Here is a 25,408-nt window from a genome sequence, read left to right as displayed (position 1 = left end):
ATGTCCGTGACCCGGTGGGACGTGACGTGTTCGACGCTGATGCTCTGCCTTCCTTCGTGCCGCCGGAGTTCGAGGAGACCGACGAGGCCGACGACGGTGCCGAGCGGCCACCGCTGCGCGGGCGGACCGACCCGCCCGCCGGGCTGCACGACGTGGACTGGGCGCCGCTCGAGGACGCGTACGGTACGGCCGGCCACACCCCGTGGTTCATCGAGGCGCTGACGAGCGACGACCCCGGCGACCAGGCGTTCGGCGTGTACGGCCTGTACTCGGCCACCACGCACCAGGGCTCCGTCTACAGCGCGTCGGCGGCCGCGATCCCGTTCCTCGCCGAGCTGGTGCGCCGGGACAACGAGACGGCGCTGCTGTTCCTCGCGCGGATCGCGGTCGGCGAGACGCACTTCGTGCAGCGGCCCGACGACGTCGAGCAGGCCACGAGCCCGTACGCGGCGGCGGTCGCGGAGTTCGCCGCCGACGCCGAGGGGATGTGGACCCGCACCGGCGACGACGAGGCGTTGCGCCTGCTGGTGCTGCTCGGCCGCGAGCCGGGCGCGTTGCCGGACCTGGGGCCGGACGCGACCGCGGCGCTCTGCCTCGCGCACGGGTTCCGCGCCGCGCGGGACAACGGCGTCACCCCGGGCGGCGGCAGGCGGGCCGGGACGCGGGCCGGGCACGTCGCCGCGGCACGGGACCTGGTGGCGCACAGCCCGTCGCTGTACGTGCGGGGCGCCGCGGCGGTGTGCCTGGTGTACTCCGGCTTCGCCGACGCCGACGTGCTCGCGCTGCTCCACCACCTCGCCCAGGGCGAGTACCCGGTCCACGACGCGTGGACGACGGACCTGGCCGAGCTGGCCGCCGCCGCGTGGCTGTTCGGCGCGGACGACGACGCGCTGCTCACCGCGCCGGAGGACACCACGCCGACCCTGCACGCGCGGTTGCTGGAACGGATGGCGCGGCAGTTCCGGCCCAGCGGCGACACGTACCGCCCGCTGTCACCGGAGGAGCTGACCCCGGCCCAGCGCCAGACCGTCGAGATCGCGTTGCGTGCCGCGCCGAGCGTGCTCACCGGCGCCGACACCACGTACCGGTGGCTCGACGTGCCGGGCACCGTCGCCGCCGCGCACCGGCTGCTCGGCGCCGAGGACGGCGAGCTCGGGCGGCGCACGTCGCGGGGTCCGTTGTGGTTCGTGCTGGAGGACCGGCTCCTCGCCGACGGGGACACCGCGACGGCGCTCGCCGCGCTGGCCGAGGTCGACGCGTGGGCCGCGCTCGCCGAGGTGTTCGCCCCGGCGCGGCAGGACAAGGCGGCCGAGGCGATCTCCCTGACCGTGCGCCACCTCTTCGGCGACGGCCGCGAGGACGCGGCCGTGCTCGCGCTGTCCTCCACGTTCGCCGACGCCCTGCGGGACCACCGCGCGCCCGTGGTCGCGTTCCTCGACGAGTGGCTGCCGCGAGTGTCCGAACTGGACGGTTACGACCTGGCCTTCGACACGCCCGCCCAGCGGATCGGCACGGCGCTCCTCGCACTGGCCAGGTCGGGTGACCTGCCCGAGCGGTTCCACCCGATGGTCAAGCCATACCACGCGGTTCCCGCGTTCTCCGCGGTCCCGATGCCGCTGCTGCGGGAGGTGGCAGGCGCGCTGCCCGCCGACGTCCGCGTGGCCCGCCTCGCCGAGTGGGACGACTGATCCCGCGCGATTCCTTCCGCACATTTCTGGCCGGGCAGCGGAAGAACTTCGTCAGGCCTCGTTGACGGCCGGAACCGGTGAGGGAATTGTTGACTCCGATCCGGTTCCGTTGAAGGGAGCGAGGATGCGCGTGCGCAGGACGATCGTGATCGCGGCGGCCGTGGCCGTGGCCCTGGGTGGTGCCGGTGCCCCCGCCGCCGTCGCCGCCCCGGCCGGCGGCACCACCGCCGCGGCGGTGGATCTGGTCGGTGCCAAGAACTTCCGGGACGTCGGCGGGTACGCGACCGCGGACGGGCACACGGTGCGCACCGGCGTGGTCTACCGGTCGGCGAAGATCTCGAACCTCACCGACGCGGACCTGCAGCGGCTCACCGCACTCGGCATCACCCTGGACGTCGACCTGCGCAACGTCGTCGAGCGCTACGAGGAACCGGACCGGATTCCCAGCGGGGTCCGCTACCAGGTCGCCGACGTGGTCTCCCTCGAGCACGGCCTCCGCTTCCACGACAACGCGGCGGTCACGCTCGTGAAGGCCCTGGCCGCCGGGCTGTTCAACGGATCGGACAACCTGGGCCAGTCGATCGCCTACCCGTTCATGGTCGACTTCGTCGGCGCCGACCACGCCTTCGGCGACCTGCTGCGCGCGATCGCGACCAACGGTGGTGCGGTCCTGTTCCACTGCTCGGCGGGCAAGGACCGCACCGGCTGGGCCACGGCGGTCCTGCTGAGCCTGCTCGGCGTGCCGAGGGCGACCGTCGAGGCCGATTTCATGCTCAGCAACGAACTCCTGGGCAACCCGAAGGCGGTCGAACTGAGCTGGCTGCGCGCGGCGTTCGCCGAGGTCGACCACCTGTACGGCTCCATCGACGCCTACGCCCGCCAAGGCCTGGGCCTCGACGAACCCACCATCACCGCACTACGCACCCGCCTACTGACCTGACCCCACAAGCCCCGCGAGCATCCCACCCATCCCCCGCAAGTCCCCCGTCCAGCCCCCGCGAGTCTCCCGTTCGGGACGCGCGAGTCTCCCGTTCAGGGTTCGCGAGTCTCCCGTTCAGGGCTCGCGAGTCTCCCGTTCGGGACTGGCGAGTTGGCGGTTCGCGTCAGTCGCGTGCGCGACGAAACGCCGACTCGGGGGTCCCGAAAGGGAGACTCGCGGGTCGGGAGAGGGCGACTCGCGAGTCCTGGGAGGGAGACTCGCGCGTCGGGAGAGGGGGACTCGCGGGTCTTGAGAGGGGGACTCGTGGGGTTAGCGGCGGCGTTTTTTCAGGTAGTCGGACAGTTCGTCGTACTTGCCGGACTCGTTGCCGTAGAGGGCGTAGTTGCGGGCGGTTTCCAGCCAGTCGTCGATGCTGGGGCGGACGGTTCGCGCCGCTTCCTCCAGGTGTCGTTGCGTGATCGGGCGGAGGGTGCCCGACGTCATGGACTCGTCCATGGCGGCTTCCGTGCTCTGCTCGCAGATCAGGGCGAGGTCCGCGCCCGACAGACCCGTGGTGGCCTTCGCGACCTTCGCCAGGTTCAGGTTCTCCACCGGCTTGCCGCGCAGGTGGAAACGCAGGATCGCCTCCCGTGCGGCGCGGTCCGGCGGCGGGACGAGCACGGTCCGGTCGAACCGGCCCGGTCGCAGCAGCGCCGAGTCGATGTCCCACGGGTGGTTGCTCGCCGCCAGCACGAACACGCCCTCGTTGTCGGTGGCGGCGCCGTCCAGCTCGGCCAGCATCTGGTTCACCACGCCGCGCATCGCCGAACCACCGCCGCGCAGGTGCGACCGCTTCTGGCCGAGCGCGTCCATCTCGTCGAAGAACAGCAGGCACGGGCGGTTGCGGCGCGCGGTGTCGAAGATCGACCGCAGGTTGCGCTCGCTGCTGCCGATCCACATGTCGAGCACGTCGCTCAGGCCGATCTCGTAGAACCGCGCACCCAGCTCACCGGCGAGCGCCCGCGCGACGAGCGTCTTGCCGCAGCCGGGCGGTCCCCACAGCAGGAGGCCGCCGCGCAGGGACTTGCCGAACCGCAGCCGCAGTTCCGGGTTGCGCAGCGGCGACAGGAACGACAGGTGCAGCCGCTTCTTCACGTCGTCGAGGCCGCCGACGTCCGCGAGCGTCACCCCGGCCGTGCCGAGGGTGCCGATCTCCGGCTCGGCGACCGGCTCGGAGTCCGACCACCGGCCGAGCAGCTCGTCCGCGGTGTCCGGGATCGCGGACGCCGCGGCACCCGGTTCGGCAGGCGCGGCCACGGCCGGTTCGCCCGGCTCCAGCGCGTTCGCGAGCCGGATGTACGAGGCCGCCTTCGCCTCGTCGCCGGTCGCCTTGGCGGCGGCGGCCGCGGTGCGCAGCGCGGCCGTGTTGTCCGGTTGCCCGGACAGCACGGTGGTCGCATGGCTCAGCGCGTCACCGGCCCTGCCCGCGTCGAGCAGCAGCTGTGCCACGTGGAGCCGTACCGGGTGGTTGCCGGGGTCGGCGGCGAGCGTGTCGAGCAGCGCCGCGATCACCGCATCGTGCGTCACGCGCGGAACGGTACCCGACTCTTCCGTGTTGACCGGCGGGTTTCCGCTCTCTACCGTATGCGCGAACTGGAGGGGACCCACCATGAGCGACGTCGTGCGGACGGCTTTGCAGCGCGGCGTCGCGCTGCTCGATCTCGGCCGTGCCGGGGAGGCCGAGCCGCACCTCCGCACGGCGCTCGCCGAGGAGCCCGGCGACCCGAGGGTGCTCGCGCTGCTCGCGGACGCGGTGCTGCGCCAGCAGCGCTACGACGAGGCGGTGGCGACCAGCCGGTCCGCGCTCGCCGCCGACCCCGGCTACGTGCCCGCCTACTCGGTGCTCGCCGCCGCGCTCGCCGGGCTGGAGCGGTTCGCCGATGCGCTCGACGCGGTCCGCCACGGGCTCGCGCTGGCCCCGGAGGCGGCCGTGCTGCACCTGCAGCAGGCCGGTGTCCTGTTGGGACTGAACCGGGACGGCGACGCGCTGGCGAGCATCGACCGGTCGCTGCACCTGGACCCCGAGAACGCGGAGGCGCACGCGGTGCGGGCGGCCGTGCTCGTCCGGCTGCGCAGGCTCGACGAAGCGGACGCCGCCGTCGACGACGCGTTGCGCGTCGACCCGGAGAACGCCGAGGCGCACCGGGTGCGTGGCGTCATCGCGCTGCACCGGGGTGGCGGCAAGCGGGCCGTGGCCGCGCACCGCGCCGCGCTGCGGCTCGACCCGACCGACTCCTACAGCCGCGACGGGCTGTCCACCGCGCTCAAGACCCGCAACCCCCTGTACGGCGCGCTGCTGCGGTTCGGGCTGTGGCTCGACACGCTGCCGAAGGGCGTGCGGATCGCGGTGCTGATCGCGCCGTTCGTCCTGACCCGCGTGCTGCGCCCGTTCGAGGACCAGACGTGGGCGATGGTCCTGATCGTCGTGGTGGCCGCGCTCGCGCTGCTGACCTGGACGCTGGAACCGCTGATGAACTGCGTGCTGCTGCTCACCAGGGACCGCCGCCTGCTGAGCCGGGACGCCAAGCGCGCCACCTGCGCGTTCCTGTTCTTCCTCGCCGCCGCGGTGGCGTGCGTGGTGACCGGTCAGGTCAGCGGGCCAGCGCAGCTGACCGCGGTCGCGTTCGGGTTCGGCGTGTGGGCGATGGTCACCGGGTCGGCGCACCTGCTCGACCCGGGCCCGCGCAAGCTGGTCGCCGTCGGCGGGGCTGGTGCCGTGGTGGTCGGCGCGATGGCGGTCGTGGCCGTGCTCGCCGGCGCCCCCGGCGCGACCGTCGCCGTGGCGCTCCTGCTCATCGCGGGCATCGCCGGGCTGTGGTTCACCGCGTTCAGCTGAGCCCGCTCAGACGCCCAGCGCACCCATGAGCAGGGCGGCGACGGCGTCGCGGTGGGCGGGGGTGTCCTGCCAGCGCAGCCTGCGGCCCGCTTCGACCACCACGCCGAAGGCCGCGTGCACGAGCGTGCGGGCCTGGCGCGAGTCGAGTTCCGGGCGTGCCGAGCGCAGTTGCTCCTCCCACACGGCGATGTGCTCGCGCTGCGCCGTCACCAGGGGGCGCTGCAGGGCGGCGGGCAGCCCGACGAGCTCGGCGTTCGCGACGCTGGTGAGGGCGGTGTGCTCGAAGCTGTACGCCACGTACGTCGCCGTCAGCGCGGCCAGCGCGTCGTGCGGGTCGGTCACGCCGCTCAGGTTCTGTTCCACGGCCTGCGTCAGCAGTGCCCCGGCCTGCAGGCAGGCGGCGGCCAGGATGTCGGCCTTGCCGGGGAAGTAGCGGTACAGCGCGGACGGGACCAGCCCGACGGCCTCGGCGATCCTGCCGTTGGTGACGTTCGCGAACCCGTCCCGTTCGAACAGCGGGATGGCGGCCGCGAGGATCTCCGAGCGCCGGGTGCGGGGCACGGGGCTGCTCGGCAGGTCGACGAGGCGGGCGCGCCCGGCGGCGGTGGGGTCGGTCGCGGCGACCCGCATGCCGGACGCCACCAGCAGTTCCTCGACCCGGCGCTGGGCGATCGAGGTGCGGTGCATCGTGATGGACCCGATCGCGCCGAGCGCCGCCGCGGCACGCAGGTGCTCGTCGGGCAGCGGGTGCTCGCGCCGCACCACGCCGGTCACCCGGTCGACGATGTGCGTGAACTTCGCCCGCAGCACGGCGCGGTCCTCGGGGTTGAGGTACCTGGCCTCCCACCGGTACAGGCCGCTCGACGCGCGGTGGGTGACGGCGACCTGGGTGACGGCGCCCAGCACGTCCGCCAGCGCGGCGTCGGCGGGCACCTCGTCGACGGCGGCGACGAGCCGGTCCACCATGACGTTCGCGCACTCGGCGAACAGCGCGTACTTGTTCGGGAAGTGCCTGTACAGGGCCGCCGCGGTGATGCCGACGTTGGCGGCGATCTCCTCCATGGACGCCGCGTGGTAGCCGCGCCCGCTGAACACCCGGCCCGCCGCCTCGACGATGAGTTGCTTGCGGTTGCGCGGCCGGACGGCCGCCGTCGGTCCTGCGGTCGGCTCGGCGGTCATGCGCGCCAGTCAACCACGAAACCGGCGGTGCCCACTCAGCCCGGCAGGAGCACCGGCTTGAGCGCCAGGCCCGCCCGCTGGTCGGCGACCGCCGTGTCGAACCGGTCCAGCGCGTACGTCGCGACCAGCCCGTCCAGCGGCAGGCGGCCCTGCCGGTACCGCCGGACCAGTTCGGGCACGAGCACCGACGGCTCGGCGTCGCCTTCGACGCACCCGCGCACCCGCAGCCCGCGCAGCATCAGCGACCGCACGTCGAGGGTCGCGTGCGTGGCGCCGAGCCCGACGAGGGCCAGCTCGCCGCGTGGTGCGAGCGCGGCGAGGGCGCTGGAGATCGCCTCCGGCCTCCCCGTCGTGTCGAGTGCGTGGGTCACCGGCGGCACCGGGTCCGCCGGCGACGCGACCGCGGTGGCGCCGAACGCGGCGGCGAGCTCGCGGCGGGCCGCGACGGGTTCCACCACGACGACCTCGACGCCGTCGGACAGCGCGGTCAGCACCGCGGCGGCGCCCACCCCACCGCAGCCGAGCACCAGCAACCGGTCGCCGGGCCCGGGCCGCAGCGCGTTGAGCACCGCGCCCGCCCCGGTCAGGAAGCCGCACCCCAGCGGCGCGGCGACCGCGGCGGGCACGTCGCCGACCGGCACGCACGACCGGGCGGCTGCGAGCGCGGCCGCGGCGAACGACGACTGCCCGAAGAACGACCCGAACACCGGCTCACCGCCGACCAGGATCGTCGGCGACCCGTCCGGACGGCGTCCCGAGCTGTTCAGCGCGGTCGCCGACGCGCAGTACGCCGGCTGGCCCGCCCGGCACTGCCCGCACCCGCCGCACGAGGAGAACGAGATCACCACCCGGTCCCCGACGGCGAGCGTGCCGACGTCGGCGCCCAGCCGCTCGACCACGCCGCAGCCCTCGTGGCCGAGCACCGCGGGCCTGCTGCCGAGCGCCTCCCGGGTGACGAGGTCCGTGTGGCAGACGCCGACCGCCTCGATCCGGACGATCACCTCGCCCGGGCGCGGACCGTCCAGTTCGGCCTCGACGACCTCGCTGGGCGCGGTTCCCCGGGAGAGCAGCACCGACGTCCTCAAGCGCGCTCCAGCCCGAACCAGAAGTGCTTGCCGTGCGCCAGCACCACGTCCGGTCTGCCGTTCATGACACCCATCAGGGTGTCGTCGTCCACGCGCTTGAAGTGGTCGAAGACCGGCATGCCGTCGTACACCATGGTCGCGGTGACCTCGCCGCGGAACTCGACGTGCCACAGGCTCGCCTCGCCCTTGCCGGAGGCGGTGTCGGAGTAGAGGCTGCCGTCCTCGGCGCGGCAGATCAGCGGCTTGGCGTCGGCCGCCGTGACGAACCGCTTGCCGTACCACCGACTTCTCGCCAGCACCTTCTCGATGGGGTGCCCGGTCGGGAAGGCGAACCCCCGCCAGGAACCGAGGATCGACGGCACGTCGACGACGTCGAGGTCCGCCCACAGCGCGTCGAGCTCGTCGGTGTCGATGGGGCCCGGTGCCGCGCGGAGCGCCGCCCACCGCTCCTGGACGTCGCTCATCGCACCCTCAGTTTCCGCAGCAGGCCGAGCTGTTTGTTGGTGCGGTGCACGAAGCCCGCCGCACCCGACTTCGGCGTCGGGCCCAGCGGCATGAGGCGCTGCACCGCGATCGTCTGGCTCTCCGTGTACTTGAGGATGCCCTCGACCCCGTGGCGCCTGCCGAGCCCGCTGTCACCCATGCCGCCCATGCCCGCCTCGATGCTGCCCGCCGCGGCCGCCGCGCCGTCGTTGACGTTGACCGACCCGGACCGGATCCGCGTGGCCATCCGGGCCGCCGCGCCGGTGTCCTTCGACCAGATCGACGCGGACAGGCCGTAGTTCCCCTGGTTGGCAAGGGGAACCGGGTCCGTGGCGTAGGGGTACAGGGAGATCACCGGGCCGAACGTCTCGTCGGCGCACACGGCCATGTCGGGGGTGACGCCCTCGAGGATCGTGGGCTCGTAGAAGAGCGGGCCGAGGTCGGGGCGGGCCCGTCCGCCGGCGAGCACGGTCGCGCCCTTGGCCACCGCGTCGTCGACGTGTGCCTCGACGGCCGCCAGCTGTGCTGGCGAGACCAGTGACCCGATCTCGGCCGAGTAGTCGTAGGACTGCCCGAGTGTCAACGCCTTCGTCACGCGGACCAGCTCGTCGCGGAACGTGTCGTAGACCTTCTCGTGCACGTAGACGCGTTCGATGTGGATGCACATCTGGCCGGTGTTGGCGAAGGCGGCCACCGCCGTGCCCGCCGCCGCGGCGGCGAGGTCGGCGTCCTCGCGGACGATGAGCGGGTTCTTCCCGCCGAGCTCGAGCGACGCCCCGACGAGCCTGCGCGCGGCGCGCTCGGCGACCGTGCGGCCCGTGGCCGTCGACCCGGTGAAGCACACGAAGTCGACGGTGTCGACCAGCGCGGTCCCCACCACGGACCCCGAGCCGGTCACGACCTGCCACAGGTCGGCGGGCAGACCCGCCTCGGCCATCAGCGCGCGGGTCCACAGCATCGTCAGCGGTGTCTGCGAGTCCGCTTTGGACACCACGGCGTTGCCCGCGAGGAGCGCGGGCAGCACGTCGCCGGCACCGAGGTAGAGCGGGTAGTTCCACGGGGAGATGACGCCGACGACGCCCTTCGGGACGCGGATCTCGGTGACCTTCGTCAGGCCGGGCACCATCCCGCGGACGTGGCGGGGCGCGAGGTAGTGCCGTGCGCGGCGCGCGTAGTGCCGGGCGATCGTCGCGACCTGGGCGACCTCCTGCCACGCGTGGAAACGTGCCTTGCCGGTCTCCCACTGGATCAGGTCGAGCACCTGCTCCTGCCGGGCCAGCAACAGGTCGTGGAACGCGAGCACGACCTCGCCGCGGTGCGCGAACGACGTGCCTGCCCACGCCCGCTGGGCCTCGCGGGCACTCGCGACCGCGGCCGCGACGTCGTCCGGTGCGCACGCGGGCACGGACGCGGTGGGGGACAGGTCGAAGGGCGCGAACGCGGTCACCGGCTCGAGCCCGGCGTCCCGCGCTGGGTCCCGGCGCACCAGCGCGCACCACTGTGCGACCAGGTCGTCGGTCACCCAGCCGGGGCGCGCGCTCGCTGCCGCGGTGGTCGGTGGCGCCGGGGTCTCGCCCTGCTGCGTGGTCATGCGGACTCCTCTGGCGTGAACGGACCGATTCAGGTCGGGGATTCCCTTGCCGATGCCCGGCTGGCTGGTTATGTTAACGAGGAATCTCATGCGAGATCAAGTGGGACCGTGGTCGGTTTGCTCCCGCGGGATCCAGGAAAAGCGGCGTTGTACCTACCGAGGAAGCTAGGTAAGTAAATGAGCAATCTCAGCAGGAGGAACGTTCTGTCGCTCGGTGTCGCGTTGGGCCTGGTGAGCGCGGCGAGCGCCGTCCCCGGCCTGGCGTCAGCGGCAGGCGCCACCGCCGCCGCGGACACCGACCCGTGGTGGGCCTGGGACGACGAGGTCGACCGGTTGCTGGCGTCGCTGCTCGACAACGGCCAGGTCCCGGCGGTCAACACCGCGATGCGGTCGTGGGTGAACAACAGCGACGCGCTGCCGAGCGGCCTGCCCGCCGCGCTCACCTCCTGGCTGCAGAAGGTCAACAGGATGCCGTCCTGGGCGGACCCGGCGAAGCTGCGCCGCGCCGCCGACTTCAACCGGCGCAAGGACACCTACCTCTTCATGTTGTACGGCCTCGGCAGCGGCATCATGAGCACGGTGATCCCGAGGGAGGCCAAGTCGGTCTACTGGTCCGCGGGCGGGGCGGACATGCAGGACCGCGCGGCCAAGACGTTCACCTTCGGCTACGACCTGAGCGACATGAACGCCTTCGAGCCGTCCGGTCAGTTCGTCGTCACCGCCAACAAGACGCGCCTCGTGCACGCGGCCGTGCGGCACCTGCTGCCGCAGTCCCCGCACTGGCAGCAGGTGGCGGACGAGCCGAGGCGGATCCCGATCAGCAACGGCGACATCCTCGTGACGTTCCACAGCCTCGGCACGTTCGTGCACAAGAAGCTGAAGGAGTGGCGCGTGCCGATGACGGCCGCGGACGAGGAGGCCTTCCTGCACTCGTGGCAGGTGGCGATCCACCTGCTCGGTGTGCGGGACGAGTTCATCCCGAAGACGTGGGCGGCGGCGTACGCCCAGTCGGAGCAGGTGCTCACGCCCATCCTCGCCCCGTCGTACGAGGGCAAGGAACTGGCCGAGGACCTGCTGGGCCTGACGGCACAGATCGACCTCGGCGTGACACGCGGCTTCCTGAACGAGTTCGTGCGGTACGTGCTGAGCGACGAGATCGGCGACTGGCTGAACCTGCGCCGCGACTACGCCGCGGCGGCGCTGATCCGGACCGGCTGGCCCGCGTACATCGCGTTCCGGGAGGGTCTGCTGCCCGTGATGCCGGTCGGGTTCTACATGTTCGACCAGTTCATCCGCGCGCTCGCGATGCTGTTCCTGAACAAGGGCACCTCACCCACGACGACCGCCATCACGATCCCGACGGGAAACCGGCCCTGACGCGGTGGGCCGGCGCGGCCGTGCCGCCCGCCCTCGCCGGCACGGCACGGTGATGAAGGGGTCCTTCCGCACGTGTGGAAGGACCCCTTCATCGCGCGGCGCCCGGCGCCGGGAGTCCTTTCCGGACAGTGAGCGTGCCGAGGGATTCCTTTCGTGCCGCCCGCGTGAGAAACGGTCCAACGCGGCGCAGACGATGCTGGCGGACTGGTTCGGGATCTCCCAAGCCACGGTGTCCCGTGTCTACTGGGCGATGTTGCCGCTGTTGGCGCGGGTCACCTGCTTGTACCGGCCACCCCTGCCGAGGTGCCGACCGGGCGGGTGGTGATCGTGGACGGCACGATCGTGCCGGTCGAGAACCGCCGCAAAGACGGGCCGCGTTCGGGCCACGCCTACCACGACCCGGCCACCCAGGTCTGGAAACCGCGGCATCGCCAACCCTGCGGGTCGCGGTCGAACGGGCCATCGCTCACCGGAGAGAATCGGGAAATCCTGGTACCGGCTTCCGCGGCCGCGTGTCCGGACTCCCCAACCTCATCCGCATCATCACCACCCCCGAACCGCGTCACGCCACGGATTTCACTCAGCGTGGTGAATCTTCGGTAATTAGCCCGTTCGGCTGTAACGAGGGTGTGGGTGGTGGCGACTGTGCGTAGGAATCAACCGAAAGGAATTCCATGCGCAGAACAATCGCGGCGGTGGTCGTCGCCATCACGACAGCGGTGACGAGCGTGCTGGCCGCCGGGCCGGCGTCGGCGGCGGGCGGGGTGATGATCTACCGCGCGTACTACAACTCGCCCGGTAGTGACACCGGTACCAACGCCAGCATCAACGGCGAGTACATCATGCTCAAGAACACCAGCCCCGTCGCCAAGGTCGTCACCGGCTGGACGTTGCGGGACAAGGCGAACCACGTCTACAAGTTCCCGACCACGCGCATCAACCCCGGCCAGTACCTGACGATCCGCACCGGCCGCGGCACGAACACCGCCGTGACGCGCTACTGGGGCAGCAGCTGGTACATCTGGAACAACACCGGCGACACCGCGTACCTCCGCACGCCGACCGGCGTGCTGGCCGACTCCTGCTCGTGGGGTTCCACCGGCAGCTGGAAGCCCTGCTGACGCCGTTTCCCCGGCGACCGCCCGGGTAGCCATGCGGGATGACCGCACGGGAACTGCTGGACAGGGGCGTCGCCGCGGTGGCGCGGACGGGTGCCGCGCTGCGCGGCACCCGGCTGCTGCACCCCGCCGGCGTCACGTTCGAGGGGACGTTCTCGGTGACGCCCGCGGCGACGTGGGGGGTGCCGCTGCTCGACGAACCAGGCGAGTACCGGGCACTGGTGCGGCTGTCGAAGGCGACGTCGACGCCGCCGGGCCGGCGTGACGTGCTCGGGCTCGCCTGGCGGGTCTTCGACGCGGGCGGGCCCGGCGTGCCGGTGGACGTGGCGTTGTCCAGCACCGGGCGCGCGCCGCTCGCCCGGCACCTGCTCGTGCCGAAGCGGGACTTCGCCGACGCGACCTTCACGTCCCTGCTGCCGTACCGGATCGGCGCGCGCAACCGGTACCTGGCGGCGATCCCCGAGGGCCCGCGCCCGGACCTCCTCGCGGACGTGGCGGCGTTGCCGGGGGCGATCGCGGCGCGGCCGTTCGTCCTGTCGGTCATGGTGGCGGACCTGACCGGGCCGTGGCGCGCGGTGGCGGCACTGCGCGTCGAACGGCCGGGCGACGCCGACCCGGCTTTCGACGTCGTCGCCAACGCGTTGCCCGGCTTCGCCCCGGCCGGCCTGGTCAACCGGCTGCGGGGACCGCTCTACCGGGGATCGCAGCGCGGTCGTGGGTGAGGGTCACCGCCCGCGGCGTGCCAGGTACGGGCCCACGGCGCCGGCGGCGGCGATCACCACGAGGAAGACGCTGTTCACGGCGAGGCCGATGAACACGAACACGGTGCAGGCGATCGCCACCGCCGACCAGGCGGGATGCGGCTGGGCCGGTTCCCAGGCCCCGGTGCGGCGCCGGTCCGGTTCGCCGCCGGCCAGCTCCTGGCAGATCCGGTTGAACTGGTCCCGCTCGTGCTGGGTCAGCGGGAACCGGTCGTCCGGGTGTTGCGGTTGCATCGCGTCCTCCTCGTCGGCGCCGTTCCTCCTCACTGCGAATACCTCGGAAACGGGCGGGAACACCTCATCCGCGTGACCGGCTTGCGAAAACCGCCCGGTCACGCGGATGAGGTGTGCGGGGGTTCAGCGGCCGCGGGCCAGCTCGGTCACGCCCGCGCGCGCGAACTTCTCGTCGAGGTCACCCGAGGGGGCGCCCGCGACACCGATGCCGGCGATGGGGGCGTTGCGCGAGGTCACGGGGACACCGCCGGCCAGGAACAGGGTGTTCGGGATGTCCTTGAGGTTCGGGGCGGACGCCAGCCGGTTCACCAGCTCCGACGTCGGCGCGTTCCACGACACCGCCGTGTACGCCTTCCTGATCGCCGACTCGTAGGACTGGGGCCCCGCGCCGTCGCCTCGCAGGGTGACGATCGTGGTGCCGTTGCGGTCGACCACGGCGACCGTCACCCGCTGGCCCTCCTTCTCGGCGGCGTCCAGCGCGGCCTGCGCGGCGTCGGCCGCGGCGTCGATCGTCAGGTGGGTGCTGGTGGTCGTCGCGGCGGCGGGGACGGACGGGGCCGCCGGGGCCTGCGCGGACGCGGACACCACGCCGAGCGTGCCGGCACCGGCGATGGCGAGCGTGGCGGCGGCGGTGACGACCTTGACGCGAGTGGTGCGCATGGGTTCTGACTCCTTGTCGGTTGCGTTGTCACCAGCCTCCGCCGCGGGACCCCTCCGCCGCGTCGCCGCTGTGGGTCGGACCCGCGCGCGGGACGGGTGAGGCCGGGGTCATCCGAATGGCCGACCCCTGGGTGACAATGTGGGTGTTTGCGCAGTTCAGGAGAGGAGCGCCGATGGTGGCCGACGCACGACGGCTCGCGCTCGTCATCCACGTGACGTTCTTCCTGCTGCTCGGCTCCGCCCTCGTCCGCTACCTGCAGCGGCACGGGAGCGACCGGCTCGCGCCCCTGGTGCTCGCCATGGCGGCGGCACTGGCCGCGCTGTACGCGCTCTCCCGCCTGCTGCGGGGCGGCAACGCGGCACGCCTGTCGTGGCTGTGCGGCGTGGTCGCCGTGTGGGCGGTGCTGGTCAACCTCGCGCCCAGCTTCGCCTGGTGCGCGGTGCCGCTCTTCTACACGGCCCTGCGCACGCTGCCCCGGCCCGCCGCGTACGTGCTCGTCGTGCTGTTCACCGGGCTCGTCGTGTTCGCCCAGCTGCGCCTCGCCAACCGCTTCGACCTGGACCTGGTCGTCGGGCCGCCCGCGGTCGCGGCGCTGGCCACGGCCGTGTTCGTGTACATGGACCGGCTGGCGGGCGCGCTGGCCGACGCGGGCAGGCGCGAGGGCACGTTCGCCGAGCGGCAGCGCCTCGCCATGGAGATCCACGACACGATCGCGCAGGGGCTGTCGAGCCAGCGCATGCTGCTGCAGGCCGCCGACCGGTTGTGGGACACCGACCCGGACCGGGCGCGGGAGCACGTCCGCGCCGGCGCCGCGGTCGCCGAGCGCGGGCTCGCCGAGGCCCGCTGCTTCGTGCACGACCTGGCGCCCGCCGACCTCGCCGGGACCGGGGACCTGCCGTCGGCGCTGCGTGCGCTGGCCGACCGCGAGACCACGGCGGACCGGGCCGTGACCTGCCACGTCGACGGCGTGCCCGGCCCGCTGCCGGACCGCGTGCAGGCCGCGTTGCTGCGGATCGCGCAGGGCGCGCTCGCGAACGTGCGGGAACACTCCGGCGCCACCCGCGCCGCCGTCACCCTCACCTACCTCGGCGACGAGGTCCGCCTCGACGTGGCCGACGACGGCGGCGGCTTCGACCCGGCCGCGCCCGGCCCCGGTGGGGACCGCGGCCACGGCCTGCCCGCCATGCGTGCCAGGGTGGGGCAGCTCGGCGGCGTGCTCACCGTCGAGTCCGCACCCGGGGACGGCACCGTCGTCTCCGCCGCCGTACCCGTCACCGTGGAGGTCCCGGCACCGTGACCAGCACCGTCCGGCTCGTCCTGTGCGACGACCACGTCGTGGTCCGCGCGGGCCTGCGTGCCCTGCTCGACAGCGCGCCCGACATCGAGGTGGTCGGCGAGGCGGGCAGCGGGGAGGAGGCGGTCGCGCTCGCCAGGACCCGCGGTCCCGACGTGGTCCTGATGGACCTGCAGCTCGGCGACGGCATCGACGGCGTCGAGGCCACCCGCCGCATCACCGCGGACTCCGGCGGCGCGGTCCACGTCCTGGTGCTGACCACCTACGACACCGACGCCGACATCACCCGCGCCATCGCGGCGGGCGCCACCGGCTACCTGCTCAAGGCCGAGGAGCCGGACGAGCTGTTCGCCGCCATTCGCGCCGCCGCCGCGGGCCGCACGGCGTTGTCCGCACCGGTCGCCGACCGGGTGATGGAGCGGATGCGCAGCCCGCGCCCGGCGCTGACCGCGCGCGAGACCGACATCCTCGGCCAGCTCGCGCTCGGTCTGTCCAACCGGGACATCGCGAAGGCCCTGTTCCTGAGCGAGGCCACGGTGAAGACGCACCTCGGCCGCATCTACGACAAGCTCGGCGTCGACTCCCGCACGGGCGCGGTGGCGGTCGCCAAGGAGCAGCGGCTCCTGCCGTAGCCGTCAGCCCTTGCCCTTCTTCTTGCCGCTGGACTTGCCGGGGCCGCGGTTGTCCTTGCCGGGGCCCTTGTCCGGGACGTCCGGCTTGGGTGCCGCGTGCTCGGCGGGCCGCGGGGCGGGTCGCGTGCTCGTCGCGGTGCCGGTCGCGGTGCCGGTCGCGGGTGGCGGGGCCTTCTGGACGACCTCGGCGTTCGCGCTGGTGGGTGCCCGGTACAGCGGGTCGCTGACGGGTGTGCCCGCGGTGGTGGCACCGGTCGAGCCCGCGGCCACGGCGCAGACCGCGGCCAGCGCCAGCGCGGTGAGCCCGGCGTGCACGGAACGCGGCCGCGGCAGTGCGCCGGTGAGCGTCCGGTCGTGGCGGGGCCCGCGGGGCGCGGGGATCGAGGGGAGCACCAGCGCGCGGCCGTCGGCGATCGCGGTCAGCTGCCGGGCGCACTCGGCGGCGTCCGGGCGCACGGCGGGGTCGCGCGCGGTCATCGCGGTGAGCAGCTCGCGCCAGGGCGCGGGGAACTCGGCGGGGATCCGGGGTTGCCGGTTCAGCCGGGCGACGGCGGTCTCGACGGTGGTGCCGGTGTACTCGACGCGGCCGGTGAGGCATTCGAGGAGCACCAGCCCGAGGGCGTAGACGTCGGCGGCGGGCCCGACGTCGACGTCGGTGACCTGCTCCGGCGCCAGGTAGGCGGCGGTGCCGACGAACTCCCCGGTCGCGGTGAAGTGCGTGGCGCCCAGTGCGCGCGCGACGCCGAAGTCGGTGAGGTGGCAGTCGCCGTGCTCGTCGACGAGCACGTTGGACGGCTTGACGTCCCGGTGCACCACGTCGTGCGCGTGGACGTGGGCGAGGACCTCGGCGAGCCGGGCCCCGATCCTGGCGGTCGCGGCCGGTTCGAACGGGCCGCGGTCGAGCAGGTCGCGCAGCGTGGGGCCGTCGACGAGCCGCATCACGAGGAAGGGCTCGTCCCCGTCGAGGCAGAGGTCGTGCACGGTGACCAGTCCCGGGTGGGACAGGCTCGCGAGCAGCCGCGCCTCCGCGGCGAAGCGGTAGCGGCCGACCGGGTTGCCGTCGCCGTCGAACACCTTCACCGCGACCTGGCGGCCGAGCGCGATGTCGACCGCTTCGTACACCCGGCCCGCGCCGCCCCGGCCGAGCAGCGCGCCCAGCCGGTACCGGTTCGCCAGCAGACGTGTTCCTGCTCGTCGGTCGTCCACACCCACCCCTCTCACTCGCCGGATCTCGTACCCCGGCGGGAGAAGGCGGAAACCTAGCGGCGCGCGGCCGCCACCGCGGCGCGCACGTCGGCCGCGGCGGCGGGGGTGCCGTCCGGGTTGTCGAAGGGGCCGTACGGCGCGCCGTAGACGGGGGTGCCCGGTTCGATGCGCCAGCTCTCGGACAGCGGGCCGACCTCGACCGTGTCGTAGCCGATGGCGTCGAGGAAGGCCGTCACGGTCGTGATGGCCTCGGCGTCGTCGGACGCGACGGGCAGCGCGGTGCGGTCCGCGGCGCCCGCGGGCCGGGCGAGGGCGGCGAGGTGGCGGAAGTGGATGTTGTTGAACACCTTCACCAGGCGCGCGGTGCCCAGGTGCCGCTGCTCCAGCTCGGCGCTGGTGGTGGTGCCCTGGTCGAGTTCGGCGACGTGCCCGTCGCGCTGCGGGTAGTAGTTGTTCGTGTCCAGCACGACCTTGCCCGCCAGCTGCTCGGCCGGCAGGTCCCGGTGGGCCTTGAACGGCACGCTGACGACGACGACGTCGCCCGCCTCGGCCGCCTCCGCCGCGGTGGCCGCCCGCGCCGCCGGGCCGAGGTCCGCGACCAGGCCGGCCAGCGTCTCCGGGCCGCGCGAGTTGCTCACCACGACGTCGTACCCGGCCGCGACCGCGAGCCGAGCGACCGTGGCGCCGATGTTCCCGCTACCGATGAAACCAACAGTGGTCATGGCCGCGACAACCAGCCGCCGCCCGGCGCTATTCCGGTGAGCGCCGGGCGGCGTACGTGTGGGTGGCCGCGTCGAGGAGCGACCCGCGTCAGCTCCCGGCCAGCGCGCGCAGGCGGCGGAGGACCTCCTCGGCGCCGAGTGCCTGGGCGACGGCGTGCAGGTCGGGACTGCGGGTCGAGCCCGTCATGGCGACGCGGACGAGCTGCGACGCCTCGCGGATCGAACCGGGGTAGGAGTCCGGGTTCTTCTTGTACTCCTTGGCGTTGGGTGCGAAGCCGTGCTTGGCGGCCAGCTCCCGGATCTGGTTGAACCACTCCTGCTGGTCGCCGAGGTGCTCGTAGCCGTCCGCGAGGTCCTTGGCGAACGCGGCCGCGACCTCCGGGGCCACGCCCAGCGGCTGGACCCGCTCGTCGGCGGGCCCGGCGAGCGGGGTGAACAACGCGGGGAAGAAGAAGCCGTACGCGGGCCGGAAGTCCGACCACTTGCGCAGGTCCTTGCGCGGGTTCTCCACCCCCTCGCGCTCGACCGCGATCGCGCGCAGCGCCAGCTCGGGGTCGGCGTCCAGCACGGTCACCAGCTCCGGGTCGTGCTCGGCGGCCCAAACCCGGACCGCGTCGAGGACCTGTGCGCCGGTGCGGGTGGCGATGTGGTCGGCGCTGATGTCCTCGAGCTTCACGAGGTCGACGAGCGGGCCGGCGACCCCGCACTGGTCCAGGTGGATCGGGGCGGCCAGCGCCTCGGCCAGGGGCAGTTCGGCGAGCCGCCCGTTGGCGAGCCCGCGCAGGTAGTACAGGACGGCGTCGGCGGGGTAGCCGGCCTCGATGTAGAAGTCGACGCCCGCTTCCGGGTCCTTGCGCTTGGACAGCTTGCGCTTGCCGCCGGGGATCTGCTTCATCAGCGGCGCGATGTGCGCGTACCGGGGGTGCTCGAAGCCCAGCGCGTCGAACAGCTGCTGGTGCAGCGGCACCGACGAGATCCACTCGTCGCCGCGGATCACCAGGCTGACGCGCATCAGGTGGTCGTCGACGGCGTGTGCGAAGTGGTAGGTCGGCAGCCGCGGCGAGGTCGCGGAGGACTTCAGGATGACCGCGTCGTTGCGGTTGGCCTCGTGCTCCAGCTCGCCGCGGATGGCGTCGGTGAACCGGGCGCGCTGCCCGGCCGCGTCGTCGGGGGCGCGGAACCGCACCACGTACGGGACGCCCTCGGCGAGCTTGGCCGCCACGTCGGCCGGGTCGGCGTCGCGCCAGATGGCCCACGACCCGTAGTAGCCGGGCGGCACCTTCGCGGCCTGCTGGCGCGCGGTGATGTCGGCCAGCTCCTCCTTGGTCGCGAAGCACAGGTACGCCTTGCCCTGGCGGAGCAGGTGCCGCACGTAGGTCAGGTAGACGCGCTCGCGCCGCGACTGGCGGTAGGGGCCGTACGCGCCGTGCTCGTCGTTCTCGTCGGAGGCGATGTGGAAGTAGCCGAAGGCGCGGGCGAACTGGTCCAGCGCGCCCTCGACCTCACGGGACTGGTCGGTGTCCTCCACCCGGACGAGGTACACGCCACCGGAACGGGTGGCGATGTCGCGGTCGATGGTGGCGACGTAGATCCCGCCGATGTGCACGAACCCGGTCGGCGAGGGCCCGAACCGGGTGACCTCGGCGCCCTCGGGGAGCGTGCGGGGTGGGTACTGCTGTTCCCAGTGCTCTGGCTCGGGCAGGTCGGCGGGGAACAGGGCGTCGATGACCGCACGGTCCAGCATGGGTGGTCAGTCTCGCTTCCGGGCGAACGGGGGTGGATGGAACCGGCCCAAGGCTAACAATCGCGAGGCAGGAGGCTGTCCACCGTCCCGGGGCGGCCCGCCCGGCCGATCCGGCGCGCGGAGCTGAGCGAACCGGTGGCGGGCCGGTGCGCACCAGCCCGCCACCACGACGGTCACTCGTCGAGCGTGGCGTCCGCTCCCTCGGGCGCCGGTGGCTCCGGGGGTGGGTCGCCGATCATCTCGCGGTACTCGTCCACCTCCTGGGCCGTCGGGTCGACGCCCGCCTCCTGGGCGAAGCCCTCCGGGTCCTCCTCGGTCTCCTGGTCGGCGCTGAGCGGGTAGCTCTCCGGATATTCGTCGGTCACGTCTCGCACCTCCTCTCGGCGAGCAGTGCCAGCATCTCGGGCAGGTCGAAGAACCGCGCCACGTCGAGTGCCGAGCGGGCGCCGAGCGCCGGGTCGGCGCCCGCCGCCAGCAGGGCCGTGACGCTGCGCTCGGAACGGCGGAACACCGCCGCCCCGAGCGCGGTCTGGCCCCGGTCGTTGACCCTGGCCGTGTCGGCGCCCCGGTCGAGCAGCGCGCGCACGGTGTCCGGGTGGTCGTGGTACGCGGCCAGGATGAGCAGGGTGTCGCCCGACCCGTTGGTGAGGTTCACCGGCACCCCGGCGTCGACCGCGTCCACCAGCCGCGCCGTGTCGCCCGCGCGGGCGTGGTCGAACATCGTGCGCAGGAAGTCGAGTTCCTCGTCGGTGAGCGTCACGGCCTACCCCGTGATCGTCGCGGGGAACCGTTCCCACACGCGGTGCGCGCCGAGCAGGGCGGTCATCTTCCCCAGCACCTTCGACGGTTCGTCGTCGAGCACGATGCCCGGGCCCGTCGCGCAGCCCGCGGCGTCCAGCGCGGCCCGGCCGGTGCCCCACGCGCCGATGGCCTTCGAGTGCCGGAAGCACTCCTGGACCATCAGGACCACGCGCGGGTCGACGACCACGCCGTCCGGCACGCCCGCCTTGGCGTCCCTGGACGGCACCGTGTCGGCGCCGGGCGGTGGGCTGCCCGCCAGGATCAGCGCGTCGAACTCGACCGACCGGGCGGTGAGGAACGTGCGCTGCGCGACCAGGCCGCTGTCCTCGTCGAGCGGGCCGCCGGTCGGCGCGATCAGCAGCGGCACCATGCTGCTCGCGAGGATGGTCTCGCGGACCAGCCGGACCCCGTCGAGATCGGCCGGGTCGACGACGATGCCGATGATGCGCCCGTCGAGCGGCCACTTGCGGCCGACCTGCGACAGGGCCGGGCTCGACGTGACCTTCTTCGGCCGCCCGGTCGCGGTCGGCGCGGGCAGCCCGAGGCCCTGCGCGACCTCGCGGCACAGCACCGGGTCCACATTGGACAGCACGATCAGCTCGCGTTCCTTGACCGCCTGCTCGTAGCACTTGCCGAGCTCGAAGGTGAACGCGCGCACGACGTGTTCCTTCTCGACCGGCGAGAGGCTCTGCCAGAACATCCTCGGCTGGGTGTAGTGGTCGGCGAACGACGCGGGCGACTGCCGGACCTTCACCGCCCTCGGCAGCGGCTGCGCCACCTCGACGAGCGGCCGGTCCGCCGGCCCCGCCTCGAACGGGTTGCCGCCGTCGAGCGTGTTCGGCTTGTACGGTGCGACGCCCGCGTGCACGGCGTGCTGGTGGAAGCCGTCCCGGAACATGTCGTTCACCGGCGCGTGCGGGCGGTTGATCGGGATCTGGTTGAAGTTCGGCCCGGCGAGCCGCGTCAGCTGCGTGTCCAGGTACGAGAACAGGCGTGCCTGGAACAGGGGGTCGTCGGTGACGTCGATGCCCGGCACCAGGTTCCCCAGGTGGAACGCGACCTGCTCGGTCTCGGCGAAGAAGTTCATCGGGTTGCGGTTCAGCGTCAGCATCCCGAGCGGCTGCACCGGCGCCAGCTCCTCCGGCACGATCTTCGTCGGGTCCAGCAGGTCGATGCCCTCGAACGTCTGGCGGGGCGTGTCGGGGAAGACCTGGACGCCCAGCTCCCACTGCGGGTACGCGCCGGACTCGATGGCGTCGGCGAGGTCGCGGCGGTGGAAGTCCGGGTCGACGCCGCTGATCATCTGCGCCTCCTCCCACACCAGGGAGTGCACGCCCAGCTTCGGCTTCCAGTGGAACTTCGCGAGCGCGGTCTCCCCGGCCTCGTTGAGGAGCCGGAACGTGTGGACGCCGAAGCCCTCCATCGTCCGGTAGGAGCGGGGGATCGCGCGGTCGGACATCTGCCACATCACGTGGTGCGTGGCCTCGGTGTGCGTGGACACGAAGTCCCAGAACGTGTCGTGCGCGCTCTGCGCCTGCGGGATCTCCCGGTCGGGGTGCGGCTTCGCGGCGTGGATGATGTCGGGGAACTTGATGCCGTCCTGGATGAAGAAGACCGGGATGTTGTTGCCGACGAGGTCGAAGTTTCCTTCCTTCGTGTAGAACTTCGTCGCGAACCCCCGGGTGTCGCGTACGGTGTCGGCCGACCCGCGCGACCCGACGACGGTCGAGAACCGCACGAACACCGGCGTCTCCACACCGTCGGCGAGGAACGCGGCCTTGCAGACGTTCTTCGCGGTGCCGTAGCCGACGAACACGCCGTGCGCGCCGTAGCCGCGGGCGTGCACGACCCGCTCGGGGATGCGCTCGTGGTCGAAGTGCATGACCTTCTCGCGCAGGTGGTGGTCCTGCAACAGGGTCGGTCCCCGCTCGCCCGCCTTCAGCGAGTGGTCGGTGTCGTACAGCCGGGCCCCCGCGGACGTGGTGAGGTACTCGCCCTGCTGTCCCTTCGACAGTTTCGGCGCACCGGTCGGCGCGCCGGTGGGGGAGACGGTCTCCGGCCCGTCCTGGTCCGGCTTGGGCTGCAGCGGCGCACGCGGCTCGGTCGGCTCCTCGAGCGACGGCGGCTCGCTGTTGGGTGCTCCGGGGATGGGCGGGTTGACCAGTTCGGCGACCTTCTCGACCGCCTTCTCGAGCGCTGCCTTGACCAGTTTGCTCGGCTTGCTCGGAGCCACTGGAGCCTCCCTCGTGGTGGGAACGTGTCAGTGGCATGTACCCGCGCAGCCACGACCCAATCCCGGCGTCACCCGAGGAGGGCGAGTGCCTCCGCGGCGGTGACGCAGCCCGCGGTGGTGAGTTCGAGGTTGGCGAGCGAGGCCGTGTGCACGGCCTCGTCCGCCGCGGTCACGCAGTCGCTGACGACGTGCACGACGAACCCGAGGTCGGTGCCGTGCCGCGCGGTCTGCTCGACGGTCAGGTTGGTGGCCACCCCGGTCAGGAACAGCGTGTCGACGCCCTGTTCGGCCAGGGCGGCGGCCAGGTCGCTGCCCGCGAGGCCGGAGAGCTTCTGGTTGTCGACGGTCTGCGCGCCGTCGGCCATCTCCGGGATGACCGCCGCGCCGGGCGCGTCCGGGCGGAACGCCTCCTGCGCGTCGCCGACCGCGTGCATGAAGGCGGTGTTGCGGACCAGGCCGCCCCCGCCCTCGGGGACGGTGAACCGGGTGAACCAGACCGGCACACCGGCCGCGCGCGCGTCGGCGTGGAAGCGCGCCGCCCGTCCGACGACCCCGCTGCGGGCCACCGGCTCGGCGAGCATCGCGCCGAAGAACCCCTCCGGCTTGATCACGTTGACCTGCCAGTGCAGGGCCAGGACGGCGGCCCGCCGCGCATCGATCGTCATGCCACGATCTTGCCCCAGCACGGTCATGGCCGGGTGCCGAGCCACTCCGCGAAGGGTGGGGCCACGGTGCTGCCGCTCAGGGCTCGAGGTCGGTCACGCCGCGGCCGGTCCGGATGTCGAACGGCACCGACACCTGGTCGTGCGCGATCAGCCAGCCGTCGGCGGTCTTCCGGAAGCCGAAGGTGGCCCGCACCCACATCCCGTTCGTCGTCGTGCCGTCCCGCAGCGTCCCGCTGAGCCTGCCGAACCCGTGCCCGAACGCGACGTCCTCGCCGACGGTGAACGTGAGGTCGCGGACCTCGTACGCCACCTCTGCGAAGACCGCGAAGACGGTCGACCAGTTCTTCAGCTTCGCGTCGACCCCCACGTGCCGCAACGGCGGCTCCACGTCGAAGGACACGACGTCCGCCGCGTAGAGCCGCCGCAGCCCGTCGAGATCCTTGGCCCGGATCCCGTCGACGATCCTCTCGACGTGCCGCCGGAGGACGATCTCGTTCGATGCCATGCCACTACGACGAACCAGCGCCCGCGGATGTGAGGGGCTCAGGGGCGCAGCAGCACCTTGACGGCGCGGCGTTCGTCCATGGCCCGGTAGGCGTCGGCGGCCTGGTCGAGCGGCAGTTCGAGGTCGAACACCGTGCCCGGGTCGATCTCGCGGCGCCAGATCAGGTCGATCAGCTCCGGCAGGTAGCGGCGGACCGGCGCCGGGCCGCCGTGCAGGTGCACGTGGGAGAAGAACAGGTCCATCCCGTCGAGCGTGACGTCGTGGGCGACGCCGACGTAGCCGACGTGCCCGCCGGGCCGGGTCGAGTGGATGGCCTGCAGCATGGACTCCTGCGTGCCGACCGCCTCGATCACCGAGTGGGCGCCCAGGCCGTCGGTGCGCTCCTTGATCTCCGCGACTCCCTCGTCGCCGCGGGCGGTGACGATGTCGGTCGCCCCGTACTCCATGGCGAGCTTCTGCCGGGACGCGTGCCTGCTCATCGCGATGATCCGCGTCGCGCCGAGCTGCTTGGCGGCGAGCACCGCGAGCAGCCCGACGGCCCCGTCCCCCACGACGGCGACGGTCTTGCCGGGCCCGGCCTGGGCGGCGACGGCGCCGAACCAGCCGGTGCCGAGCACGTCGGAGGCCGCGAGCAGGCCGGGCACCAGGTCGTCTGCCGGGAGGTCCGGGGTGGCGACGAGCGTGCCGTCGGCGAGCGGGACGCGGAGGAACTCGGCCTGCGACCCGATGGCGCCGATCGGTTCCCGGTGCACGCACGAGGACTGGTACCCGGACCGGCAGATCGCACAGGTGTTGTCGGAGGCGAAGAACGACCCGACCACGAACTGGCCGGGCCTGATCGTGGTGACGTCCGCCCCGACCTCCTCGACGACGCCGACGTACTCGTGCCCCATCGGGGACGGTCCGTCGACGGTCTCGATGCCCCGGTAGGGCCACAGGTCGGACCCGCAGACACAGGCCGCGGCCAGGCGGATGACCGCGTCGGTCGGGTGGACGATCCGCGGATCGTCCCGGTCCTCCACCCGGACGTCACCGGGGGCGTGCAGCACAACGCCGCGCATGGGCTGACTCCTTTCAGGTACGTCCCCAGGACACCACCGGCACCGCGGAACAGGGAGTTCCTGCTGATAGGTGTACTGGCAGAGCACCCCACACGCGACCCGGCGGGGCCAGCGCGGCCACCGTCCAGGGAGGAGAGCGATGCGACTCGTCGAACACACCGCCACCGCCAAGGCGCCGGCCGGCTGGTTCACCGGCGACGTGTGGTGGGACGTCATCCACGCCGGGCACGAACCGTCCCGGATGCGGGTAAACCTCGTCCGGTTCGCCCCCGGCGCTCGCACGAACTGGCACACCCACGCCATGGGGCAGACCCTGCACGTGGTGTCGGGCGTCGCGCTGGTCGGCACCCGCGACGGCACCGTCATCGAGGCCCACGCAGGCGACACGGTCACCTGCCCGCCCGGCGAGGAGCACTGGCACGGCGCCACCCCGGACCGGTTCATGGAGCACCTCGCCATGTGGGAGGGCACCGGCGACGGCACGCAGGAGACCAGCTGGGCGGAACCGGTCACCGACGAGCACTACCAGCGGCCGTCCGCCGACGCCCGCTGA

25 protein-coding genes are annotated in these 25,408 nt (G+C 72.9%); 9 read left to right on the top strand and 16 right to left on the bottom strand.

Going from position 1 to position 25,408, the window contains the following annotated elements; genetic code table 11:
- Positions 1–26 precede the first annotated feature (26 nt).
- Together ACYQ77_RS14550 and ACYQ77_RS14545 are read left to right on the top strand one after the other, a co-directional pair.
- Entirely contained in the window at positions 27–1,688 is a 1,662-nt protein-coding gene (locus ACYQ77_RS14550) for a hypothetical protein (RefSeq protein WP_459711333.1), read from the top strand.
- Positions 1,689–1,812: 124 nt separating this feature from the next.
- Positions 1,813–2,628: a tyrosine-protein phosphatase gene (locus ACYQ77_RS14545; protein WP_459711331.1), complete on the top strand. Its 816-nt coding sequence runs from the start codon at positions 1,813–1,815 to the stop codon at positions 2,626–2,628.
- A 309-nt stretch (positions 2,629–2,937) separates the two neighbouring features.
- On the opposite strand, the gene ACYQ77_RS14540 is transcribed toward ACYQ77_RS14545, so the two are convergent.
- Positions 2,938–4,194, bottom strand: a complete 1,257-nt coding sequence (locus tag ACYQ77_RS14540) for an ATP-binding protein (protein WP_459711328.1) — start codon at positions 4,192–4,194, stop codon at positions 2,938–2,940.
- 82 nt (positions 4,195–4,276) lie between these two features.
- Between ACYQ77_RS14540 and ACYQ77_RS14535 the strand changes: the two genes are divergently transcribed.
- Positions 4,277–5,503, top strand: coding sequence for a tetratricopeptide repeat protein (locus tag ACYQ77_RS14535; RefSeq protein ID WP_459711325.1), 1,227 nt, complete (start codon positions 4,277–4,279; stop codon positions 5,501–5,503).
- A gap of 6 nt (positions 5,504–5,509) precedes the next feature.
- Here ACYQ77_RS14535 and ACYQ77_RS14530 read toward each other — a convergent pair whose 3' ends face one another.
- The 4 genes from ACYQ77_RS14530 to ACYQ77_RS14515 are packed head-to-tail and all read right to left on the bottom strand — an operon-like array spanning position 5,510 to position 9,841.
- On the bottom strand, positions 5,510–6,682 hold the full coding sequence (locus ACYQ77_RS14530) for a TetR/AcrR family transcriptional regulator (RefSeq protein ID WP_459711323.1): 1,173 nt from the start codon (positions 6,680–6,682) through the stop codon (positions 5,510–5,512).
- Positions 6,683–6,717: 35 nt separating this feature from the next.
- A complete protein-coding gene (locus ACYQ77_RS14525; RefSeq protein ID WP_459711320.1) occupies positions 6,718–7,767 on the bottom strand; it encodes an alcohol dehydrogenase catalytic domain-containing protein in 1,050 nt (349 codons plus the stop codon).
- Positions 7,764–8,231 carry a DUF4334 domain-containing protein gene (locus ACYQ77_RS14520; RefSeq protein WP_459711318.1) on the bottom strand — a complete coding sequence of 156 codons (468 nt, stop codon included), beginning with the start codon at positions 8,229–8,231 and terminating at the stop codon, positions 7,764–7,766. The genes ACYQ77_RS14525 and ACYQ77_RS14520 overlap by 4 nt, the downstream gene beginning before the upstream one ends.
- Positions 8,228–9,841: a succinic semialdehyde dehydrogenase gene (locus tag ACYQ77_RS14515; protein ID WP_459711317.1), complete on the bottom strand. Its 1,614-nt coding sequence runs from the start codon at positions 9,839–9,841 to the stop codon at positions 8,228–8,230. Before ACYQ77_RS14515 ends, ACYQ77_RS14520 begins: the two co-directional genes overlap by 4 nt.
- A gap of 177 nt (positions 9,842–10,018) precedes the next feature.
- Here ACYQ77_RS14515 and ACYQ77_RS14510 point away from each other — a divergent pair, with 177 nt between their 5' ends.
- From ACYQ77_RS14510 to ACYQ77_RS14500, 3 genes are all read left to right on the top strand, one after another.
- Positions 10,019–11,218 (top strand): oxygenase MpaB family protein, encoded by a 1,200-nt coding sequence (locus ACYQ77_RS14510; protein WP_459711315.1) that lies wholly within the window; start codon positions 10,019–10,021, stop codon positions 11,216–11,218.
- 674 nt (positions 11,219–11,892) lie between these two features.
- Entirely contained in the window at positions 11,893–12,339 is a 447-nt protein-coding gene (locus tag ACYQ77_RS14505; RefSeq protein ID WP_459711312.1) for a lamin tail domain-containing protein, read from the top strand.
- A gap of 38 nt (positions 12,340–12,377) precedes the next feature.
- The gene (locus ACYQ77_RS14500) at positions 12,378–13,058 is read left to right on the top strand and encodes a catalase family protein (RefSeq protein WP_459711310.1); all 681 of its coding nucleotides are present in this window, start codon (positions 12,378–12,380) and stop codon (positions 13,056–13,058) included.
- 3 nt (positions 13,059–13,061) lie between these two features.
- Here ACYQ77_RS14500 and ACYQ77_RS14495 read toward each other — a convergent pair whose 3' ends face one another.
- Both ACYQ77_RS14495 and ACYQ77_RS14490 read right to left on the bottom strand, forming a co-directional pair.
- Complete coding sequence (locus tag ACYQ77_RS14495; protein WP_459711308.1) at positions 13,062–13,364, bottom strand: hypothetical protein; 303 nt, start codon at positions 13,362–13,364, stop codon at positions 13,062–13,064.
- A gap of 90 nt (positions 13,365–13,454) precedes the next feature.
- On the bottom strand, positions 13,455–13,991 hold the full coding sequence (locus ACYQ77_RS14490) for a GlcG/HbpS family heme-binding protein (protein WP_459711306.1): 537 nt from the start codon (positions 13,989–13,991) through the stop codon (positions 13,455–13,457).
- A 173-nt stretch (positions 13,992–14,164) separates the two neighbouring features.
- On the opposite strand from ACYQ77_RS14490, the gene ACYQ77_RS14485 reads away from it, so the two are divergent.
- Positions 14,165–15,289 (top strand): sensor histidine kinase, encoded by a 1,125-nt coding sequence (locus ACYQ77_RS14485; protein WP_459711305.1) that lies wholly within the window; start codon positions 14,165–14,167, stop codon positions 15,287–15,289.
- Positions 15,286–15,918 (top strand): response regulator transcription factor, encoded by a 633-nt coding sequence (locus ACYQ77_RS14480; RefSeq protein WP_459711303.1) that lies wholly within the window; start codon positions 15,286–15,288, stop codon positions 15,916–15,918. Before ACYQ77_RS14485 ends, ACYQ77_RS14480 begins: the two co-directional genes overlap by 4 nt.
- A 3-nt stretch (positions 15,919–15,921) precedes the next feature.
- Here the strand turns inward: ACYQ77_RS14480 and ACYQ77_RS14475 are convergent, their stop codons facing one another.
- The 9 genes from ACYQ77_RS14475 to ACYQ77_RS14435 all read right to left on the bottom strand — a co-directional run bounded on the left by ACYQ77_RS14475 (position 15,922) and on the right by ACYQ77_RS14435 (position 24,855).
- Complete coding sequence (locus tag ACYQ77_RS14475) at positions 15,922–17,124, bottom strand: serine/threonine-protein kinase (protein WP_459711301.1); 1,203 nt, start codon at positions 17,122–17,124, stop codon at positions 15,922–15,924.
- Between the two features lie 53 nt (positions 17,125–17,177).
- A complete protein-coding gene (locus tag ACYQ77_RS14470; RefSeq protein ID WP_459711300.1) occupies positions 17,178–17,846 on the bottom strand; it encodes an NADPH-dependent F420 reductase in 669 nt (222 codons plus the stop codon).
- An 88-nt stretch (positions 17,847–17,934) separates the two neighbouring features.
- Complete coding sequence (locus ACYQ77_RS14465; RefSeq protein WP_459711298.1) at positions 17,935–19,590, bottom strand: glutamate--tRNA ligase; 1,656 nt, start codon at positions 19,588–19,590, stop codon at positions 17,935–17,937.
- Positions 19,591–19,763: 173 nt separating this feature from the next.
- Positions 19,764–19,955 (bottom strand): hypothetical protein, encoded by a 192-nt coding sequence (locus ACYQ77_RS14460; RefSeq protein WP_459711296.1) that lies wholly within the window; start codon positions 19,953–19,955, stop codon positions 19,764–19,766.
- Positions 19,952–20,350 (bottom strand): ankyrin repeat domain-containing protein, encoded by a 399-nt coding sequence (locus ACYQ77_RS14455; protein WP_459711293.1) that lies wholly within the window; start codon positions 20,348–20,350, stop codon positions 19,952–19,954. The genes ACYQ77_RS14460 and ACYQ77_RS14455 overlap by 4 nt, the downstream gene beginning before the upstream one ends.
- A gap of 3 nt (positions 20,351–20,353) precedes the next feature.
- The gene (locus ACYQ77_RS14450; protein WP_459711291.1) at positions 20,354–22,624 is read right to left on the bottom strand and encodes a catalase; all 2,271 of its coding nucleotides are present in this window, start codon (positions 22,622–22,624) and stop codon (positions 20,354–20,356) included.
- Between the two features lie 68 nt (positions 22,625–22,692).
- Positions 22,693–23,289 carry a cysteine hydrolase family protein gene (locus ACYQ77_RS14445; protein WP_459711288.1) on the bottom strand — a complete coding sequence of 199 codons (597 nt, stop codon included), beginning with the start codon at positions 23,287–23,289 and terminating at the stop codon, positions 22,693–22,695.
- A 76-nt stretch (positions 23,290–23,365) separates the two neighbouring features.
- Positions 23,366–23,794, bottom strand: a complete 429-nt coding sequence (locus ACYQ77_RS14440) for a YybH family protein (protein ID WP_459711285.1) — start codon at positions 23,792–23,794, stop codon at positions 23,366–23,368.
- A 38-nt stretch (positions 23,795–23,832) separates the two neighbouring features.
- The gene (locus ACYQ77_RS14435; protein ID WP_459711282.1) at positions 23,833–24,855 is read right to left on the bottom strand and encodes a zinc-dependent alcohol dehydrogenase family protein; all 1,023 of its coding nucleotides are present in this window, start codon (positions 24,853–24,855) and stop codon (positions 23,833–23,835) included.
- 139 nt (positions 24,856–24,994) lie between these two features.
- On the opposite strand from ACYQ77_RS14435, the gene ACYQ77_RS14430 reads away from it, so the two are divergent.
- A complete protein-coding gene (locus ACYQ77_RS14430) occupies positions 24,995–25,408 on the top strand; it encodes a (R)-mandelonitrile lyase (RefSeq protein WP_459711280.1) in 414 nt (137 codons plus the stop codon).

Source organism: Actinophytocola sp. KF-1 (assembly GCF_054661535.1).
The sequence above is the reverse complement of the archived record's forward strand: the minus strand, read 5'-3'. Positions and strand labels throughout refer to the sequence as shown.

Excerpts from the sequence above, each read along its gene's own strand:
- ACYQ77_RS14490 (WP_459711306.1), bottom strand. The coding sequence starts at position 13,991 with ATGCGCACCACTCGCGTCAAGGTCGTCACCGCCGCCGCCACGCTCGCC.
- ACYQ77_RS14520 (WP_459711318.1), bottom strand. The coding sequence starts at position 8,231 with ATGAGCGACGTCCAGGAGCGGTGGGCGGCGCTCCGCGCGGCACCGGGC.
- ACYQ77_RS14465 (WP_459711298.1), bottom strand. The coding sequence starts at position 19,590 with ATGCTGGACCGTGCGGTCATCGACGCCCTGTTCCCCGCCGACCTGCCC.
- ACYQ77_RS14545 (WP_459711331.1), top strand. The coding sequence starts at position 1,813 with ATGCGCGTGCGCAGGACGATCGTGATCGCGGCGGCCGTGGCCGTGGCC.
- ACYQ77_RS14500 (WP_459711310.1), top strand. The coding sequence starts at position 12,378 with ATGACCGCACGGGAACTGCTGGACAGGGGCGTCGCCGCGGTGGCGCGG.
- ACYQ77_RS14470 (WP_459711300.1), bottom strand. The coding sequence starts at position 17,846 with ATGACCACTGTTGGTTTCATCGGTAGCGGGAACATCGGCGCCACGGTC.
- ACYQ77_RS14505 (WP_459711312.1), top strand. The coding sequence starts at position 11,893 with ATGCGCAGAACAATCGCGGCGGTGGTCGTCGCCATCACGACAGCGGTG.
- ACYQ77_RS14440 (WP_459711285.1), bottom strand. The coding sequence starts at position 23,794 with ATGGCATCGAACGAGATCGTCCTCCGGCGGCACGTCGAGAGGATCGTC.
- ACYQ77_RS14485 (WP_459711305.1), top strand. The coding sequence starts at position 14,165 with ATGGTGGCCGACGCACGACGGCTCGCGCTCGTCATCCACGTGACGTTC.
- ACYQ77_RS14530 (WP_459711323.1), bottom strand. The coding sequence starts at position 6,682 with ATGACCGCCGAGCCGACCGCAGGACCGACGGCGGCCGTCCGGCCGCGC.
- ACYQ77_RS14445 (WP_459711288.1), bottom strand. The coding sequence starts at position 23,289 with ATGACGATCGATGCGCGGCGGGCCGCCGTCCTGGCCCTGCACTGGCAG.
- ACYQ77_RS14535 (WP_459711325.1), top strand. The coding sequence starts at position 4,277 with ATGAGCGACGTCGTGCGGACGGCTTTGCAGCGCGGCGTCGCGCTGCTC.
- ACYQ77_RS14510 (WP_459711315.1), top strand. The coding sequence starts at position 10,019 with ATGAGCAATCTCAGCAGGAGGAACGTTCTGTCGCTCGGTGTCGCGTTG.
- ACYQ77_RS14430 (WP_459711280.1), top strand. The coding sequence starts at position 24,995 with ATGCGACTCGTCGAACACACCGCCACCGCCAAGGCGCCGGCCGGCTGG.
- ACYQ77_RS14515 (WP_459711317.1), bottom strand. The coding sequence starts at position 9,841 with ATGACCACGCAGCAGGGCGAGACCCCGGCGCCACCGACCACCGCGGCA.
- ACYQ77_RS14435 (WP_459711282.1), bottom strand. The coding sequence starts at position 24,855 with ATGCGCGGCGTTGTGCTGCACGCCCCCGGTGACGTCCGGGTGGAGGAC.